Source organism: Tateyamaria sp. ANG-S1 (genome assembly GCF_000814025.1).
GTDB lineage: Bacteria > Pseudomonadota > Alphaproteobacteria > Rhodobacterales > Rhodobacteraceae > Tateyamaria.
This window is the reverse complement of record NZ_JWLL01000006.1, coordinates 711,034-728,167: the sequence shown is the minus strand read 5'-3', so window position 1 is coordinate 728,167 and position 17,134 is coordinate 711,034. Positions and strand designations below refer to the sequence as shown.

20 protein-coding genes are annotated in these 17,134 nt (G+C 61.9%); 11 read left to right on the top strand and 9 right to left on the bottom strand.

The features are described from left to right. Positions 1–56: 56 nt before the first annotated feature. Genes RA29_RS14950 through RA29_RS14940 form a run of 3 tightly spaced genes read right to left on the bottom strand, consistent with a single transcriptional unit; the run spans position 57 to position 2,073 of the window. The gene (locus RA29_RS14950) at positions 57–932 is read right to left on the bottom strand and encodes a DMT family transporter (RefSeq protein ID WP_039687225.1); all 876 of its coding nucleotides are present in this window, start codon (positions 930–932) and stop codon (positions 57–59) included. Between the two features lie 4 nt (positions 933–936). Further along, positions 937–1,635 carry an NYN domain-containing protein gene (locus RA29_RS14945; RefSeq protein ID WP_039687223.1) on the bottom strand — a complete coding sequence of 233 codons (699 nt, stop codon included), beginning with the start codon at positions 1,633–1,635 and terminating at the stop codon, positions 937–939. 18 nt (positions 1,636–1,653) lie between these two features. After that, complete coding sequence (locus RA29_RS14940) at positions 1,654–2,073, bottom strand: Fur family transcriptional regulator (protein ID WP_039687221.1); 420 nt, start codon at positions 2,071–2,073, stop codon at positions 1,654–1,656. Between the two features lie 76 nt (positions 2,074–2,149). On the opposite strand from RA29_RS14940, the gene RA29_RS14935 reads away from it, so the two are divergent. After that, positions 2,150–3,430 carry a DEAD/DEAH box helicase gene (locus RA29_RS14935; protein ID WP_039687854.1) on the top strand — a complete coding sequence of 427 codons (1,281 nt, stop codon included), beginning with the start codon at positions 2,150–2,152 and terminating at the stop codon, positions 3,428–3,430. Positions 3,431–3,445: 15 nt separating this feature from the next. Here the strand turns inward: RA29_RS14935 and RA29_RS14930 are convergent, their stop codons facing one another. Continuing rightward, on the bottom strand, positions 3,446–4,240 hold the full coding sequence (locus RA29_RS14930; RefSeq protein ID WP_039687219.1) for a DUF533 domain-containing protein: 795 nt from the start codon (positions 4,238–4,240) through the stop codon (positions 3,446–3,448). A 121-nt stretch (positions 4,241–4,361) separates the two neighbouring features. Between RA29_RS14930 and RA29_RS14925 the strand changes: the two genes are divergently transcribed. Next, positions 4,362–5,237 (top strand): DMT family transporter, encoded by an 876-nt coding sequence (locus tag RA29_RS14925; RefSeq protein WP_039687218.1) that lies wholly within the window; start codon positions 4,362–4,364, stop codon positions 5,235–5,237. 24 nt (positions 5,238–5,261) lie between these two features. On the opposite strand, the gene RA29_RS14920 is transcribed toward RA29_RS14925, so the two are convergent. Then, on the bottom strand, positions 5,262–6,659 hold the full coding sequence (locus RA29_RS14920; RefSeq protein ID WP_039687216.1) for a YdiU family protein: 1,398 nt from the start codon (positions 6,657–6,659) through the stop codon (positions 5,262–5,264). Positions 6,660–6,761: 102 nt separating this feature from the next. On the opposite strand from RA29_RS14920, the gene RA29_RS14915 reads away from it, so the two are divergent. Next, positions 6,762–7,298 (top strand): CBS domain-containing protein, encoded by a 537-nt coding sequence (locus RA29_RS14915; protein ID WP_039687214.1) that lies wholly within the window; start codon positions 6,762–6,764, stop codon positions 7,296–7,298. A gap of 9 nt (positions 7,299–7,307) precedes the next feature. On the opposite strand, the gene RA29_RS14910 is transcribed toward RA29_RS14915, so the two are convergent. Both RA29_RS14910 and RA29_RS14905 read right to left on the bottom strand, forming a co-directional pair. Then, entirely contained in the window at positions 7,308–7,757 is a 450-nt protein-coding gene (locus tag RA29_RS14910; protein ID WP_039687212.1) for a GNAT family N-acetyltransferase, read from the bottom strand. Further along, positions 7,754–8,695 (bottom strand): nucleoside hydrolase, encoded by a 942-nt coding sequence (locus tag RA29_RS14905; protein WP_039687210.1) that lies wholly within the window; start codon positions 8,693–8,695, stop codon positions 7,754–7,756. The genes RA29_RS14910 and RA29_RS14905 overlap by 4 nt, the downstream gene beginning before the upstream one ends. 118 nt (positions 8,696–8,813) lie before the next feature. Between RA29_RS14905 and RA29_RS14900 the strand changes: the two genes are divergently transcribed. Further along, complete coding sequence (locus tag RA29_RS14900) at positions 8,814–9,701, top strand: hypothetical protein (protein ID WP_152613024.1); 888 nt, start codon at positions 8,814–8,816, stop codon at positions 9,699–9,701. Here the strand turns inward: RA29_RS14900 and mazG are convergent. Next, positions 9,670–10,524 (bottom strand): nucleoside triphosphate pyrophosphohydrolase, encoded by an 855-nt coding sequence (mazG, locus tag RA29_RS14895; RefSeq protein ID WP_241462619.1) that lies wholly within the window; start codon positions 10,522–10,524, stop codon positions 9,670–9,672. The genes RA29_RS14900 and mazG overlap by 32 nt on opposite strands. A gap of 30 nt (positions 10,525–10,554) precedes the next feature. Here mazG and RA29_RS14890 point away from each other — a divergent pair, with 30 nt between their 5' ends. The 4 genes from RA29_RS14890 to RA29_RS14875 all read left to right on the top strand — a co-directional run bounded on the left by RA29_RS14890 (position 10,555) and on the right by RA29_RS14875 (position 14,157). Next, positions 10,555–11,718 (top strand): M20 aminoacylase family protein, encoded by a 1,164-nt coding sequence (locus tag RA29_RS14890; protein WP_039687204.1) that lies wholly within the window; start codon positions 10,555–10,557, stop codon positions 11,716–11,718. A gap of 65 nt (positions 11,719–11,783) precedes the next feature. After that, positions 11,784–12,752 carry an agmatinase gene (gene speB, locus RA29_RS14885; protein WP_039687202.1) on the top strand — a complete coding sequence of 323 codons (969 nt, stop codon included), beginning with the start codon at positions 11,784–11,786 and terminating at the stop codon, positions 12,750–12,752. Beyond that, positions 12,742–13,689, top strand: a complete 948-nt coding sequence (gene speB / locus RA29_RS14880) for an agmatinase (RefSeq protein ID WP_039687199.1) — start codon at positions 12,742–12,744, stop codon at positions 13,687–13,689. The genes speB (RA29_RS14885) and speB (RA29_RS14880) overlap by 11 nt, the downstream gene beginning before the upstream one ends. 51 nt (positions 13,690–13,740) lie before the next feature. Further along, positions 13,741–14,157, top strand: a complete 417-nt coding sequence (locus RA29_RS14875; RefSeq protein ID WP_039687197.1) for a DUF1499 domain-containing protein — start codon at positions 13,741–13,743, stop codon at positions 14,155–14,157. Here the strand turns inward: RA29_RS14875 and RA29_RS23610 are convergent. Continuing rightward, the gene (locus RA29_RS23610; RefSeq protein WP_082029547.1) at positions 14,095–14,385 is read right to left on the bottom strand and encodes a hypothetical protein; all 291 of its coding nucleotides are present in this window, start codon (positions 14,383–14,385) and stop codon (positions 14,095–14,097) included. The genes RA29_RS14875 and RA29_RS23610 overlap by 63 nt on opposite strands. 62 nt (positions 14,386–14,447) lie before the next feature. Here RA29_RS23610 and prfA point away from each other — a divergent pair, with 62 nt between their 5' ends. The 3 genes from prfA to RA29_RS14860 all read left to right on the top strand — a co-directional run bounded on the left by prfA (position 14,448) and on the right by RA29_RS14860 (position 17,094). Beyond that, positions 14,448–15,497 (top strand): peptide chain release factor 1, encoded by a 1,050-nt coding sequence (gene prfA, locus RA29_RS14870; protein ID WP_039687194.1) that lies wholly within the window; start codon positions 14,448–14,450, stop codon positions 15,495–15,497. Positions 15,498–15,514: 17 nt separating this feature from the next. Beyond that, positions 15,515–16,330, top strand: a complete 816-nt coding sequence (prmC, locus tag RA29_RS14865; protein ID WP_039687192.1) for a peptide chain release factor N(5)-glutamine methyltransferase — start codon at positions 15,515–15,517, stop codon at positions 16,328–16,330. 203 nt (positions 16,331–16,533) lie between these two features. Next, the gene (locus RA29_RS14860; protein WP_039687190.1) at positions 16,534–17,094 is read left to right on the top strand and encodes a DUF4167 domain-containing protein; all 561 of its coding nucleotides are present in this window, start codon (positions 16,534–16,536) and stop codon (positions 17,092–17,094) included. Positions 17,095–17,134 lie beyond the last annotated feature (40 nt).

Sequence of the window (17,134 nt, the reverse complement as noted above, 5' to 3'; positions counted from 1 at the left end):
TGTCTTGGAAAGTTACGCTGCGTCTAACGCGGTGTTTGCGCTAACAACAAGTTCTTTTACGCCGCATTGGGTGATTTCCTGATCTGCTCGCGCCACAATGTATAAAGGCCGGACAGAATGATGATGGCTGCGCCAAGCAGTGTGAGCGCGTCGGGGCGTTCGTTGAAGACGAGCATGCCAAGGATCAACGCAAAAACCATGCGCGAGTAGCGGAACGGGGTGACAAAGCTGATCTCACCCACGCGCATGGCTACGGTGATCCCGAAATAGGCGATGCATCCGATAGCCACGGATGCAAGCAACAGGCCAAGCTGCGCTTGGGTTGGTACGACGATCTGGTCGCCGCCGAGATACAGAAGAATCGCTGCGCCGGGGATGGCGACCAGAAAGGCGAGGAAGCTCAGTTGGACCGAACTGACATTCGCCTGGACTCGGCGAGTGGCCAGATCGCGGGCGGCCAGGCCCAATACGCCCACTACGGCGAAAAGCAGCTTCCAGTCGAAGGCTGCAGTGCCCGGTTTGATGATCAGCATCACGCCGAAGAAGCCGACGAAGATCGCGGCCCAGCGGCGCCAGCCCACATCCTCGCCCAAAAACACGGCAGCGCCGAGCGTCACCAGCAGGGGGGCGGCTTGCAGGATGGCGGAGGCGGTGGACAGCGGGATCAGCGCAAGGGCGGTGACGAACCCGATCAGCCCGACCACCTCTGCCAGGTTGCGGATCATGATCGCGGGCGTGAGGAACGCGCGGTCCCACAAGCGTTGTCCCTGCATTCGGGCGATGATGGCAAAGACCAGCGTGCCGCCGATCCCGAGAAACCCGATCACCTGACCGACCGGCAAGGCGCCTGCGAGGAATTTGATCACAGCGTCCTCGATGGCGAAGCCGAGCATCGCCAGCACCATGATGGCTGCACCGCGCAGATTGTCCATGTGATCAGCCCGTCCGCTTGAGGCGCATCATCAGCTGATTGCCCTGTTTGCGTGTCTCGACCCCTTTGAGCGCCTGCACCAGAGCCGATAATTTGCGGTGCCCGTATGTGCGCGTGTCAAAGTCGGGGTGGGCGTTCTGGATGGCCTGGCCAATCTGGCCCAAGGCGTACCAGTCGTCATCCTGGTCGATCTTGTTCATTGCGCTTTCGATCAAGGGCAGAGCGTCTTTGGGCGCAGCGCGGCCCTTGGGCTGCTCGGTTTCGCCCACGAGGTTTTCGATCAGGATGAAGCGGTTGCAGACGTTGCGCAGGGCTTCGGGGGCTTTCGCCTCGCCGATGCCGATGACCATTAGGCCGTCTTCACGCAGCCGGTTGGCGAGGGCGGTGAAGTCGCTGTCGGAAGACACGATGACGAACCCGCCGAACCGCCGCCCGTGCAGGATGTCCATGGCGTCGATAACAAGCCCGATGTCGCTGGCGTTCTTTCCGGTGGTGTTCGATGTGTCCTGATGGGCGACGAGCCCGAGTTCGAGAATACGCTCGGACCAGGCCTTCAGCCGACCAGATGACCAGTCGCCATAGACGCGGCGCAGGGCAGGTTCGCCAATGGACGTCACTTCGCGCAGCACCGCGTCAGCGAATTTGGCAGGCACGTTGTCGGCGTCGATCAGGACGGCAAGCAGCGGGCGGTCGCGGTCGGCCATGTGGCCCCTTTCATGCGGTTACCGCTTGCGCGGCACACCATAGAGTTCCAGCCGATGCCCGCGCAGTTCATAGCCCAGCTTTTCGGCGATCTTTTCCTGCAGGGCTTCGATCTCTTCATCCACAAACTCGATCACCTCACCCGAATTCAGGTCGATCAGGTGGTCGTGGTGCTCGCGTTCTGCGTCTTCGTAGCGGGCGCGGCCGTCGCCGAATTCCAGCTTGTCGAGGATCCCCGCCTCTTCGAACAGTTTCACCGTACGGTAGACCGTTGCGATGGAAATGCCCGAATCGACAGCGCTGGCGCGGTTGTAAAGTTCCTCGACATCCGGGTGGTCGTCGGACGCCTCCAACACCTGTGCAATCACCCGGCGTGGATGCGTCATGCGCAGCCCCTTGGCTTCGCTGCGGTCGGTGATGGTGGCGCGTTTGGCAGTCATGATCCTGCATTTATCGAAAGCTTCCGGCAGGGGCAATTGCGGTTGACGCTGGGGTGGGATGGGTTCACTGGGGGCCATGAGCGATTTTGATATGATGAACCTGCCCGATGCGTTGGCCAAGCGCGTGGCAGAGATGGGTTTGGCCGAGCCGACGCCGATTCAGGCGCAGGCGATCCCCCATGCGCTGAACGGGCGCGATGTGATGGGGCTGGCCCAGACGGGTACCGGTAAGACGGCCGCCTTTGGCATCCCGCTGATCGCGCGGCTGATGGAGGAAGGGGGCAAGGCGGCCCCGAAGACCGCCCGCGGTCTGATCCTGGCCCCCACGCGCGAGTTGGCGGGGCAGATTGCAGCCGTGCTGCGCGAGATGACGAGCATGCGCGTGCAGATCGTCGTGGGCGGGGTCAGCATCAATCCGCAGATCCAGCGTTTGGCAAAGGGCGCCGACATTCTGGTGGCGACGCCGGGGCGCCTCTTGGATCTGGTCGATCGCAAGGCGATCAAGTTGGCGCATACGGGTTTTCTGGTGCTGGACGAGGCGGACCAGATGCTCGACCTGGGCTTTGTCCACGCCTTGCGCAAGATTGCGGAGTTGATGGGCGAGGATCGGCAGACCATGCTGTTTTCCGCCACCATGCCCAAGCAGATGAACGAGATTGCACAAAGCTATCTGCAGAACCCGATCCGGGTCGAGGTGAACCCGCCCGGCAAAGCCGCTGACAAGGTGACCCAAGGGGTGCATTTTATCGCGAAGGCGGAGAAGTCGGCCTTGCTGATCGAGCTGCTGGATACGCACCGGGAAAACCGCGCGCTGGTGTTCACCCGCACCAAGCATGGGGCTGACAGGCTGGCGCGAGCGTTGGAGCGGAAGGGCTTTGCCGTCGCTGCGATCCACGGGGACAAGCGGCAGGGGCAGCGTGAGCGGGCCTTGGCCGCGTTCAAGGCGCGCGACATTCGGGTGCTGGTGGCTACGGATGTAGCCGCGCGTGGGCTTGATATTTCGGATGTGAAGTTCGTCTACAACTATGAGCTGCCCAACGTGCCCGAAGCCTATGTTCACCGGATCGGTCGGACGGCGCGGGCGGGCAAGGATGGCTCTGCCGTCGCGTTCTGCGCGCCGGAGGAAATGGATCAGCTCAAGGACATCCAAAAAGTGATGAAGCTGAGCATTCCGGTGCTATCGGGGCGCGCGTGGGAGCCTGTTCCGGACCCCAACGCCAAGCCTGCGGGCGGTCGGGGTAGGGGGCGTGGACGCCCCGCCGGTAAACCGGGCGGCGGGCGGCCTGGCGCGCCGGGGACGTCGAAACCGTCGAACCGGCGGCGGCGGAAGCCGAAACCCAAGGGGCCGCGCGCGTAACGCGGCCCGCGCCGATCAGGTGTAGAGCGATGGCATACCCAATTGAGCGTGGATGTCGTTGACCGTTGCCGCGTCCATGTTCAGCGCTTGCGCGAGCCTGTGCAGATACTGCGCCTCTGCTTGGCTATCGAGGTCGATGGCGAGGACGGACATCGCATAGACTTGCGGTCCCATGCCATTTGGAACCTCGTTGGCAAGCGCCTGTGCATCCACGGAGCGCTGCATCTCGGTCTTGAGAAAGGCGGCTTCTTGGGCGTCGATGTCGCCGCCAAGCTGGCCCATCAGTTTTTCCTGTTCCGCGTTATCAAGCTGGCCGTCGGATTTGGCGGCTTGGATCATCGCGCGCAGCATCAGTGCGGCGGCAGCTTCCTGATCCGCGGTGGGTTCGATGGGCTCTTCTGGCGTTTGGTCGAAGTTCGAATTCAGAACCTGACCGAAGCTTGTGCCGTTGTCTGCAGGGCGCTGGACGACGGCACCGCCAAGCGCACCCAGCAGGTCAGCAGCCCCCGCGCCACCGGCAAGACCGCCCAGCAGACCTTGCAGGCTCTGACCCTGTCCACCGGAGCCGCCAAGACCCTCAAGCAGACCGCCAAGGCCGCCGGAGGCGCCCTGCGATCCCCCCATGAGGCCGCCAAGCATATCTTGTAGGCCAGCGCCGCCTTGGGACTGTCCGCCCGCCAAACCGCCTAGCAGACCGCCCAAGCCAGCTCCGGTATCGGTCGAACCGGCCCGCTTCTGCATCATGGCGCTCGCACCTTTGGCGACGGCCACGCCGATGGCCACCTTGGCCAGTGTTTTCATCAAGCTCATGATCTCTCCTCCATCCTCCCGGGGAATCGTTGACCGGCAGCTTGGCATAAATCTCGTCCCAAACGGCGGGGAATGTTGGGCGCCAATTGACATTGACCGACAAACGGGCCGTTCTGCGCCGATGACCCGGAAGTCCCATATCGACCTGATCGGCGCTGTTGCGCTGACGCTGTTCTCGCTGAACCTCGGGTTCAATCAGGTGGTGATCAAGGTGGCGAACGGAGGCTTTCAGCCGGTGTTCATGGCGGGGCTGCGGTCGCTGGGAGCGCTGGTGCTCTTGGGTCTGTGGATGTGGGCGCGGGGTATTTCGTTGCGTCTGCCCGTCGAGGGGCGTGTCGGTGGCATTGTCGCGGGGCTGCTCTTTGCCATCGAGTTCATTTGTCTGTTTCTGGCCCTCGACCTGACCAGCGTCGCGCGGACATCGATCCTGTTTTACTCGATGCCCGTCTGGCTGGCGCTGGCGGCGCATGTCCTGTTGCCGGGCGAGCGGCTGACGGGCGTGCGCCTGATCGGGCTGGGCTTTGCCATGTGCGGCGTCGTTCTGGCGCTGCTCGACCGTGATGCGGGGCAGGGCAATCTGCTGGGTGACATCTTTGCCCTTGGTGCGGCGCTGTGCTGGGCCGGTATCGCGCTGTGCGTGCGGGTGACATCCCTGTCGCGCATCCCGGCAGAGCAGCAGCTCTTCTGGCAATTGCTGATTTCCGCCCCGGTGCTCTTGCTGCTGGCGCCGGCCTTTGGCCCGCTCTTGCGCGAGTTGGAGGCTATTCACGTGCTTGGGCTGGCCTACCAGATCGTGTTTATCGCTAGCTTTGGCTTTCTGTTCTGGTTCTTTCTGATGAAGATTTATCCCGCCTCCGGAGTGGCGTCGTTCAGCTTTCTGTCGCCGGTCTTTGCCGTTGTGCTGGGATGGGTGATCCTGGGCGAAGACATTTCGGGCACGATCTGGCTGGCGCTTGGGCTGGTGGCCGTGGGGCTTGTTCTGATCAACCGTAAGTAAGGCGGAGGTGTCCTCCGCCCAGCATCAGGTGCCGCAGAAGGTGGCGGGTACAATTTCGGCGTCCGTGGGCGGGCGGCGCAGGTCGTCCAAATCCGCTGGCAAATCGAAAGGCGTGCTGAGCGCTGTCATCAGCCGTTCAAAGGGGGCCATGTCACCGGCCACCGCCGCTTCGATCATCGCTTCGATCCGGTGGTTGCGCGGGATGATCTGTGGGTTCTTGCGTTTCATCAGCGCCATGTCGGGGGAGCGGGCGCGCCAGCGTGCGGCCCACGCGTCGAAGGCGTCGCGGTCCGTGAACTGGTCGCGTGCCTGATCGGTGTGCAGGTGCGCGAATGTGTTGGTGAAATCGGCGCCATCGGTTTGCATGAGGGTCAGTAGATCCTCGATCAATGGCTGGTCGTCTGCTGTGGGCGCGCTCAAACCGATCTTGGCCCCGAAGCGGCGCAACCATGCCATGGAGAGTTGGCCGGGCATGGCGTGGACGATGGCGGTCGCGTCTTCGACTGCGCGCTCTTTGTCGTCGAAAAGCTGGATCAGTGCGGTCGCCAGTTGCGCCATATTCCACACTGCGATCCGCGGCTGGTTGCCAAAGGCGTAGCGCCCCATCTGGTCGATGGAGGAGAATACGCGCCCCTCGTGATAGGCATCCATAAAGGCGCAGGGGCCGTAGTCGATGGTTTCGCCCGAGATGGTGCAATTGTCGGTGTTCATGACGCCGTGGATGAAGCCGACGGACATCCAGGATGCAACCAGTTCCGATTGGGCGGCACACACGGCTTTGAGCAGTCCCATCGGGCCGTCCGCATCCGGGTGGTGGCGTGCGATGGCGTAGTCGGTAAGGGTGCGTAACTCGTCGATCTGGCCGCGATGGGCGAAGATCTGGAAGGTGCCCACGCGCAGGTGGCTGGCCGCGATCCGGGTCAGAACCGCACCGGGCAAGGCACCTTGCTCGCGGTAGACAGGCTCGCCGGTGGCGACTGCGGCAAGGGCGCGGGTGGTGGGGATTCCAAGTGCGTGCATCGCCTCGCTCACCACATATTCGCGCAGCACCGGCCCCAGCCAGGCGCGTCCGTCGCCCATGCGGGAATAGGGTGTGGGCCCGGAGCCCTTGAGCTGGATGTCGCGGCGTTGACCGGTTTGGTCGATCACCTCGCCCAGCAGGATGGCGCGCCCGTCACCCAGTTGCGGGTTGTAATTTCCGAATTGGTGGCCCGCGTAGAGCTGCGCCAGAGGGGCGGCGCCATCGGGCACGGTTGTGCCCGCAAAGACAGAAGGGTCGGTGCCTTCGATCCCCAATTCCGCCGCCAGCGGCGCGTTCCATGCCAGCACATCCGCACGCTTGACCGGCGTGGGATCAAGCCGGGTGTAGAACCCCGCAGGTAGGGTGGCGTAACTGTTGTCGAAGGGGATGTGCAAGCTCATGCACCGGATATAGGGGCGCGGCGGCCCGGATGCCAAGCACAGGTTGAGATCGACGCATCCGGGCTATGGTTATGTAGACAATACTCAGACTGGAGAGAGACGATGGCCACCTCAAATCGTGTCGGGATGCAGCTGCGTGACCGGCCGGAATACGAAAACAAACCAAGACCGCTCACTTTTTCGCCCGAGGCATCGGTGGCTGAGGCCGTGGATGCGATGTGCCAGAAGAACTTTGGCTCGGTCATTGTCGTGGATCCCGATGACAGGGTTGTCGGTGTCATGACTGAGCGGGATGTGATGCGTAAGCTGGTGCATGCGGGGTTGGACCCCAAGACAACGCAACTGACAGACATCATGACCCATGAGCCGCGCGTGGCGCTCGAAACGGATGATGTGGTTGACTGGCTGCGCATCATGTCCAACGACCGGTTTCGCCGATTGCCCGTGGTAGATCAGGAGGGGCGGATTAAGGCCGTGTTCACCCAAGGAGATTTCGTCAGCTACACGTGGCCCGACCTTGTTTATCAGGCTTCGCAACTGGCTCGGGCCTCACTGGCGCGCAATTACGCTGTGTGGCTGATTGGAGGGGGTGTGGCGCTCTACACCCTTCTGATGATCATCGTGGTGCGGTCGATTTAGCCCACTGCATTACAACGTGCGGGTCATCAGCGCGTAGCCGTCGCGCCGCTTGAACCCGGCGCGGGTATAGAGCCGCTGTGCGACGCTATTGTCGTCGCCAACCTCAAGGTGCAGGGCCTTGACCCCCGCCTCTCCCAGCGCGCGGGGCAAGGCGAGCAGAACTTCGGTGGCGATGCCGCGTCCGCGCACGCCGGGGCGGATGAAAATCTCGTCCACAAAGCCATCCATGCCGCCGAACTCAATGGACCATCCGAAGGTGACGACGATGTAGCCGATGGGCGCGCGGGGCGGGCCGATCAGGTAGGCGACGCCGTGCGGGATGCCGTCGAGCAAGGGTTTAAGGCCAGCGGCGCGCGCCTCATCGGACATCTCGATGCCCTCTTCGGCGTGAAACGCAACCACAAGCGCGCTCAGCCTGTCGAAGTGTTCGGGCGTTGCCAGGGTAAGTGCCGCGCTCACAACCGGGCCAATCGTTCAGTGAGCAGGTCGAAAAAGCCGTCAGCATTCAGATCGCCGATAAAGAGCGCATTGGTCGGGCGGTCGGTGACCCCCCACCAGTCGGCCACGGTCATGCCCATTGTCAGTTCCGACGACGTCTCGATCTCGACATTGATATGCCGCCCGGAAAACAGATCCGGGCGGATCAGGTAGGCGGTCACGCAAGGGTCGTGCAGCGGCGCACCGGCGGAGCCATACTTTTCTTTGTCGTAGCGTTCGAAGAAATCCGTCATCTCCGCCACGGCGATGCCAGCGGGTGTGCCAAGTGCGCGGAAGGCGTCATTGCGGGGTTTGGTCACAAGGGCCTTGTGCGTAACATCGAGAGGCATGACCACGATCGAAACACCGCTTTTAAACACAATATCAGCGGCTTCCGGATCGACATAGATGTTGAATTCGGCCGCGGGCGTGATGTTGCCAACCTCGAAGTAAGCACCGCCCATAAGCACGACTTCCTGCACGCGTTCGACAATATCGGGTGCTTTCTGAAACGCGGTAGCGATGTTGGTGAGCGGGCCAAGTGGGCAGAGGGTGACGGTTCCGGGCTCATTGCTCCGCAACATGTCGATGATGAAGTCGACACCGTGCTGGTCCTGTAGCGGCATGGTCGGGTCGGGCAGGTTCGGACCATCGAGGCCGGTTTTGCCGTGCACGTGCTCTGCCGTCACCAGATCGCGGCCCAGCGGACGGTCGCAACCGGCGTAGACTGGAACATCAACTTTGCCTGCCAACTCACAGACAATACGTGTATTCTTGGCTGTGAGTTCCAGCGGCACGTTGCCTGCGACGGCGGTGATACCCAGCACCTCGACATCTTCAGGGCTGGCCAGGGCAAGCAGGATTGCGACGGCGTCATCCTGTCCCGGATCGGTGTCGATGATGATCTTGCGCGCGGTCATTCTGCCCCCTCAGGTTTTGGCGCACCGTGGCCGCTTTGGCACCCCTTGTCCAGAACCGCTGGAAGCAGATACGCAAAACCTTGCATGGGGCCGATGCGCTGCGCTAATGGCGAGCAACATGGCCGACGCCCCGATCTATATCCATGCTGGTGCGCATCGCACCGGAACGTCGTCGTTCCAGCTGTGCTTGCACGAAAATAGACAGCTTTTGGATCAGCAGGGATGGACCACAGCCTATCCGGGGCGCGATGGTATTCCGTCTGGGGAGTTGGCGCTGCGGCTGCCATCGGGCAGGCGGATCGATCAAAAGGCGGCGGCGGCGAAGGCCGCTGGCACGTTGAGCGCATATCGCGATGGCCGCCCTGTCATCCTGTCCGAAGAGAACATCACCGGCCGCATGTACAATTTCATGCAGGGCCAGTTCTATCCCTTTGCGGAACAGCGCTGCGTGGCGTTACGCGCGGCGTGGGATGGGCCGATTGCGCATGTGCTGTTGGTGGTTCGGCCTTACGATCAGCTTTTTGTTTCCGCTTACCGTAAACGCGCGGAAGACAATGCTATGCCCGACTTCGATGAGGTGCGCGACGGTTACATCAATATTGATCGCGGATGGCCTGAATTGGTGCAAGGAATCTACGAGGCGTTGCAGCCCGACAGGATGACCGTCGTGCCGTATAGCGCGCGGGGCACAAATGTGGACTTGCTGCAGCGTTTGGTGCCGAACTTGCCACGTGATGGGTTGGTGGAGCCGGAGCGGGTTGTCAACAAGAGCGCGACAGATGCGGCGCTTGAGATTTTGCAGGGCCATTACCGGTCGGGTAAAAAACTGTCACGGGACGCCTGGACGGGCATCATCGCTGCCCACGCGGATGACAAGGAGTCGCGTGGCATTGCGGTGTTTTCTGGCAAGGAAAAGGCCGCATTAGCAGCACGTTACGCCTCGGATCTCAAGCAGATCGAGTGGATGCAGCAGATCAGCTTCGTTTCGCCTTTTCCTGCGCCTTGACGGCATCCCAGAGGGCGTCCATTTCCTCTAATGTGCTGTCCTGCGGCCGTTTGCCATCCTTGGCCAGCGCGGTTTCCACGGCGCTGAAACGGCGGGTGAACTTTGCATTTGTGCGCCGCAGCGCTTCCTCGGGTTCTACGCCAAGGTGTCGGGCGAGGTTGGCGACGACAAAAAGCAGATCGCCCATTTCGTCCACCATCTCGTCATGGCCCATGGTATCGCGCGCCTCGACCAGTTCGGCGGCCTCCTCTTTGATCTTGTCGATCACTTGCGCGGTTTCGGGCCAGTCAAAGCCCACGCGGGCGGCGCGCTTTTGCAGCTTCACCGCGCGCAAGAGTGCAGGCAGATTCATCGCAACACCATCAAGCGCGCCTTTCTGCGCTTTGCCCGCGCGCTCTGCGGCCTTGATCGCTTCCCAGTCGCGGGTTTGCTGTTCGGCGCTTTTGTCGCGGGATTCGTCGCCAAACACATGCGGGTGCCGGTCCACCATCTTGTTCGAGATGTTGGTGACGACGGATTGAAAGCTGAAATGTCCAGCCTCTTCACCAATGGCGGTGTGGTAGACCGATTGCAGCAGTAGGTCGCCCAATTCGCCTTCCAGCTCGGTCCAGTCCTGCCGTTCAATGGCATCTGCAACCTCATACGCTTCCTCAATCGTGTATGGCGCGATGGTCTGGAAGGTCTGTTCGACATCCCAGGGGCAGCCGGTGTCGGGATCGCGCAGGCGGCGCATGATTTCAAGCAGGCGCTCTATCCCTGCGTTTTGGTCATGGATCAGGTTGTCGCCCATTGCAGCCCCCGCCGGTTTCAGGTTTGCTGACATGTGACGTATCCCAGCGCCCGGAGTCCACCCATGCCCATCATCAACCGCATCGGCGATCTTGCCCCCGACATGGCCGCATGGCGCCAGCATCTGCATTCGATCCCGGAACTGTCGTTTGATTGCCCCAAGACGTCTGCCTTTATCCTGGAACGGCTGGCGGAGATTGGTGTGGACGAGGTGCATGGAGAGATCGCGCAGACCGGCGTCGTGGCGATCATCAACGGACAGGGCGAGGGGCCGACCATTGGCCTGCGCGCGGATTTCGATGCACTGCCAATCGAGGAGCAGACCGGCGTGCCGTACGCGTCGACCCATCCCGGCAAGATGCACGCCTGCGGGCATGACGGACATACAGCGATGCTGCTTGGTGCTGCAAAGTACTTGGCCGAGACGCGGAACTTTGCTGGGCGGGTCGCGCTGATCTTTCAACCCGCCGAGGAAGATGGCGGCGGCGGTGAGGTCATGGTGCAGGAGGGCATCATGGACCGTTTCGACATTGGCGAGGTCTATGCGATCCACAATTCGCCGGGCAAAGATATCGGCAAGTTTCACACCCGCCCGGGTCCCATCATGGCGGCGGCGGACACATTCCACATTCATGTCACTGGCAAGGGGGGGCATGGTGCACGCCCCTATGATTGTGTGGATCCAGTGGTTGCCGCGTGCGCTGTCGTGACCGCGCTGCAGACCATCGTCAGCCGCAATCACCATCCGATGGAACAACTGGTCATCTCAACGACCCAGATCCATACCGGCACGACTGACAATGTCATCCCTGAAAGCGCTTACATCAACGGGACCGTGCGCACCTTTTCCAAGGATGTGCAGGCCATGGTGGTGCGCCGGATGGAGGAGATTGTTGCGGGCACCGCTGCTACCTATGGCTGCGTGGGGCGGCTGGAGTTCGAGTTTGGTTATCCTCCGACTGTGAATGACGATGACAAGGCGGCTTTTGCGGCCCGCGTGGCAGCAGAGGTCTCTGGGGAGGCTGGCGTTGATGCCGATGTGGAACCCGTCATGGGAGCAGAGGATTTTTCCTATATGCTTGAGGCGCGACCGGGCGCTTACCTGATGCTGGGGCAGGGCGAGGGCGTCGGCGTTCATCACCCCGAGTTCAATTTCAATGATGAGATTGCGCCGATTGGGGCGTCGTTCTTTGCCCGTTTGGTCGAGACGGCGCAGCCGTTGCGGTAAGGGGCGCTGACCTGCCGCGCGTCGCATCATCCCGGGATTTTGGAACCAGAGAAGAGGGACGTGGGATGGCGTTGGAAGACGCGAAACATCAGATGGATCATGCCTTTACCCGCGACGATCCACGGGGGCCGTCCTATGAGTTGACCTTTGGCGGGGCGACATCGTTTCTGCGGCGGCGCTATACCAAGGATCTGACGGGCGTCGACATTGCCGTAACGGGTGTGCCCTTTGATCAGGCAGTGACCAACCGACCCGGCACCCGGCTGGGCCCGCGCGCGATCCGCGAGGCGTCGTCCCTGCTGGCACCTGATGCGCCTTATGGCTGGCCCTTTGACGTGGTGAGCGAGCGGGTCATCGTCGACTATGGCGATGTGGCGTTTGATTATGCCGACATTCCCGCGTTTCCCGATACGCTGACAGCGCATATCCGGGGGATACTGGAGGCAGGCACGGCAAGCGTCGTGTTGGGAGGGGATCACTACATCTCGTTCCCTATCCTCAGAGCCTATGCCGAAAAGTACGGGTCCATGTCGCTGATCCAGATCGACGCGCACACGGACACATGGGCAGACGATGACATGTCCCGCGTGGATCACGGCACGATGTTTTACAAGGCAGTGAAGTCCGGCATCGTGGACCCTGCTACATCGGTCCAGATTGGGATACGGACCACGAATGAGGATACGCTGGGCGTTAATATCATTGACGCGCCGGAATTTCATAAGATTGGACCGGAAGCGGCGGCGGCGCGTGTGCGCGAGATTGTCGGCGACCGGCCCGTTTACCTGAGTTTCGACATTGACGGGCTTGATCCGGCCTTTGCCCCCGGCACGGGTACGCCGGTCTGGGGCGGCCTGAGTTCCGCGCAGGCCGCGGCTTTGCTGCGCGGTTTGGCTGGCATCAACATTCAGGGCGGTGACGTGGTCGAGGTATCGCCCCCCTTCGATACGACCGGGGCAACGGCCATCGCAGGTGCCCATGTGGCAACCGAGATTTGTCAGCTTCTGGGATGGAGGATGCGCGGTGGCGCCTAGGAATCAGCCGATTAGCGGCAATGATCTGGCCCGGTTCTCCGGGCCCAACACATTCATGCGTCTGCCGTTTTCGAACGAGTTGCAAAAGCTGGATGCCGCCGTGCTGGGCGTGCCCATGGACATTGGCACGTCATGGCGTTCGGGCACGCGGTTCGGGCCCAAGCAGGTGCGCAGCGAGTCCGCGATGATCCGGCCCTATAACCTTGCGACGGGGGCCGCACCCTTTGACAGTCTGCAGGTGGCCGATATCGGTGATCTGGCGATCAATACGTTCTCACTGGCCGAAAGTCTCCGCATCATTGCAGAGAGTTACGAGGCGATCCTCGACTTTGATGCCGTTCCGCTGGCCATCGGCGGTGATCATTCCATCACCTTACCTATCCTGCGGGCCATGGCCAAACGGCATGGGCCGGTGGCGATGGTTCATGTGGACGCGCATGCCGACGTCAATGATGAGATGTTCGGCGAGAAAGAGACCCACGGCACGGTGTTCCGGCGCGCATATGAAGAGGGGCTTCTTCAGCCTGCGAAAGTGTATCAGGTCGGGCTGCGCGGCACCGGGTATTCGGCAGAGGACTTTACGGAAGCGCAGGGCTGGGGCTTTCAACATTTCCCCGCCTCTGAATTGTGGGGCCGCAGCCTGAGCCAGTTGGGAGCGGAGATCCGGCGTGATATTGGCGATGCACCGACATATGTCAGCTATGATATCGACAGTCTTGATCCTGCCTTTGCCCCCGGCACCGGGACGCCGGAGATCGGCGGACTGACAACCCCGCAGGCGTTGCAATTCATCCGGGCGCTGCGTGGTCTCAACATTGTGGGGTGCGACCTGGTTGAAGTCTCGCCGCCCTACGATACATCGGGAAACACGGCGCTGACCGGGGCGAACATCTTATACGAACTGTTATGCGTCCTTCCGGGCGTGACCTATCGTTAAGATTGCGAGAGCCTCCGGCGGCGGTTTATCTGGCTAAGTGAGGGGCGCGGGATGAGGTTTGTGATGTATCTCTTTGTGGTCACTTGTGTTTTGGTTCTTGGATTGCTGGCTTTCGTGCGCCGTGCGCCGACGGATGCGGCGCGTTGGCATCAGCCCATTGCAGAGACCAACAGCCAGAACATGGCGGGCGGCGCAATCCGCGTGATCGAGGCGGCACCCGAGGCTTTGGCCCGTGTGGATGCTGCTGCCCGCGACCTACCAAGGACCCGCGTTATCGCCGGGTCAGTCGCGGAGGGGCGCATCACTTATGTGACCCGGTCGAAATGGATCGGCTTTCCCGACTACACCACCGTCGAGCACAATGATGGGACGCTCAAGATGCATGCCCGGCTGCGCTTTGGCCGGTCAGATCTGGGCGTCAACCGCGAGAGACTGGAGCGGTTGCTGGGGGCCGTCCAGGAGGGATGAGCTCATACACCCTTCCTGCACCTCGCGCCACATGGGCGAGTTCAGCGACATCTGGCATTGCGCCATGAACATCCTGCCGTCCACCTGCAAGCAGATGGTTTGACCCAACTCGATCCTGCTACCAGCCTTGTCGGTGCAGTAGCATTCGACCGTTTTGCCCGAGGGCGATGTCACATCCGCCAGTGCAGGACTTGCCATCGCCAGAAAAATCAATGTGTTGCGTAGCATGATGGCGAGTATAGCACAGACCGCCCCTTGACCAATAGTCAGGCTTGGATCAAACCGGCGTTATGATCCCCCAAGACCGCCTTTTGCAGATCACCCAGCGCTTTCAGTACCTTGAGGCTGCCATGGCCGACGGGTCCGGCGACATTGCCGCGCTGGCCAAGGAGTATTCCGACCTCAAGCCTGTCGTGGACCAGATCAACGCCTATCAGCAGATCGTGGCCGACATGGAAGAGGCCGAGGCCATGCTGTCCGATCCGGACATGGCGGAACTGGCCCAAGAGGAATTGCCGCAGCTCAAGGCGGCCTTGCCCGAGGCCGAGGCGGCGCTGCAAATCGCGCTGTTGCCTAAGGATGCGGCCGATGCCAAGCCCGCCATGCTTGAAATCCGGCCGGGTACTGGAGGCGATGAAGCGGCGCTCTTTGCGGGCGACCTGCTGCGTATGTACCAACGCTATGCCGAGGGGCGTGGTTGGAAGCTGGATGTCGTCGAGGAGCAGGCCACGGAATTGGGTGGGATCAAGGAGGTCGTGGCCCATATCACCGGCGACAATGTCTTTGCCCGGATGAAGTATGAAAGTGGTGTGCACCGCGTGCAGCGGGTGCCGACGACCGAAAGCGGGGGGCGCATCCATACGTCCGCCGCCACGGTGGCGGTGCTGCCGGAGGCCGAGGATGTCGACATCGACATCTCGCAACAGGACATCCGCATCGACACCATGCGTGCCTCCGGTGCGGGCGGGCAGCATGTGAACACCACCGACAGTGCCGTACGGATCACGCACCTGCCCACAGGTATCGTGGTGACCAGCAGTGAGAAGTCGCAGCACCGCAACCGCGAGATCGCCATGCAAGTGCTGCGCGCGCGGCTTTATGATCTGGAACGCAACCGGGTGGACAGCGAACGTTCCGCCGACCGGGCGGCACAGGTGGGATCAGGCGACCGGTCTGAGCGCATCCGTACCTACAACTTTCCGCAGGGGCGCATGACGGATCATCGGATCAACCTGACGCTCTACAAGCTGGATCAGGTGATGCAGGGCGATCTGGACCAGGTGATTGATGCGCTGACTGCGGATGCACAGGCGCGACTGATGGCAGAGATGGGCACGTGACGACCGCAGCGCAGGCTATGGTGGCGGCCACTGCGCGACTGCGCGCGGCAGGTGTGCCGGACCCAGCGCGCGACGCGCGGGTTTTGCTGGCCCATGCGGCACAAGTAGACGCCGCCCGCGTGACGCTGATCGCGCCCGAAGACATCGCCCCCGACATTGCCGACCGTTACGATCACTTGATTGCGCTACGTGCGGTCCGTGTGCCGGTGAGTCATCTGATCGGACAGCGCGAGTTTTATGGGCGCGCTTTCAAGGTCAGCTCGGATGTGCTGGACCCGCGGCCCGAGAGCGAAACGCTCATCGAAGCGGCACTGACCGAAGATTTCGGGCGCGTTCTTGATCTGGGCATTGGATCGGGTTGCCTGCTGATCACGCTCTTGGCTGAACGGACTGAGGCGCAGGGCGTTGGCGTCGATCTGTCAGAGGCTGCGTGCCTGCAAGCCTCGGCCAATGCGGTGCTGCATGACGTGGCCGCGCGCGCGACGATCCGGCAGGGTGACTGGTTCGACCCGGTTGAGGGGCGCTTTGATCTGATCGTTGCGAACCCGCCCTATCTGTCTGCCTTCGAGATGGAAGAGATTGCGCCGGAGTTGCGGGACCATGAACCGCGCATGGCGTTGACAGACGAAGGCGATGGCTTGACCGCATATCGCACTATTGCCGACGAGGCGGGCAGCTATTTGACTGCGCAAGGCCGCGTGCTGTGCGAGATCGGTTGGCAACAGGGCCCGGATGTGCGCGCCATTTTCGAAAGCGGTGGGTGGGGTACAGTTGACGTGCTGCCGGACCTTGATGGGCGTGACCGTGTCGTTCTTGCGCGGAATCCGGCGTGAGTGGTCCAAAAAGTGTCGAAAATGCCCCATTAACTCTTGTCGTCCGGTGCTGAGCGTGCATATTCAGTTGCAGACGCAGACCGCGCGGCCTTGGTCATGCAGCAGCGTCCCATCCACAAGATCGCCAAGAGACTGTGACACGCAACCAGGCTGATGCGGCGCAGGCGATCTCAAAGTATTTTGCCAGAGAGCTGAACACATCCATGAAGTCTTCGAGATCACGGTCCCGGTCCAAGAGCAACCGCAACCGCAATTCCGGCGGTGGCGGCAACGTCGTCAACCGCGTGTTCGACAGTTCCGGCCCCGAGGGCAAGGTGCGCGGCACACCGCAGCAGATCATCGACAAATACAACCAGCTGGCCCGTGATGCGCAGCTGTCCGGTGACCGGGTCGCGACCGAGAACTTCCAGCAACACGCGGAACACTATCTGCGCATGCTTGCCGAAGCGCAGCGAGAGATCGAAGCCCGTCGCGAAGAGCAGGACCGCCAGAACCGTGAACGCCAGGCCGAACGTGATCGTGAGCGCGCCGCCCGCCAAGAGCAGGAAGCCAATGCCGCCGATCCCGCCCAGGCTCCGCAGCCCGATGTGGTAGAAAACGAAGGCGACAGCGGTCTGGTTGAAACGCCGGAAAGCCAGCCGAAGCCCAAGCCAAAAACGACCCGCAGCCGGTCGCGTAAGCCCAAAGCTGAAGCCGAGGCCCCACAACCCGAAACCGTCCCTCAGCCCGAAGCAGACGGAACCGCCCCGGAGGCCGCAGAGTAACAGCTTTGCATCGCAGAACACGGGCGTGCCATCGGCACGC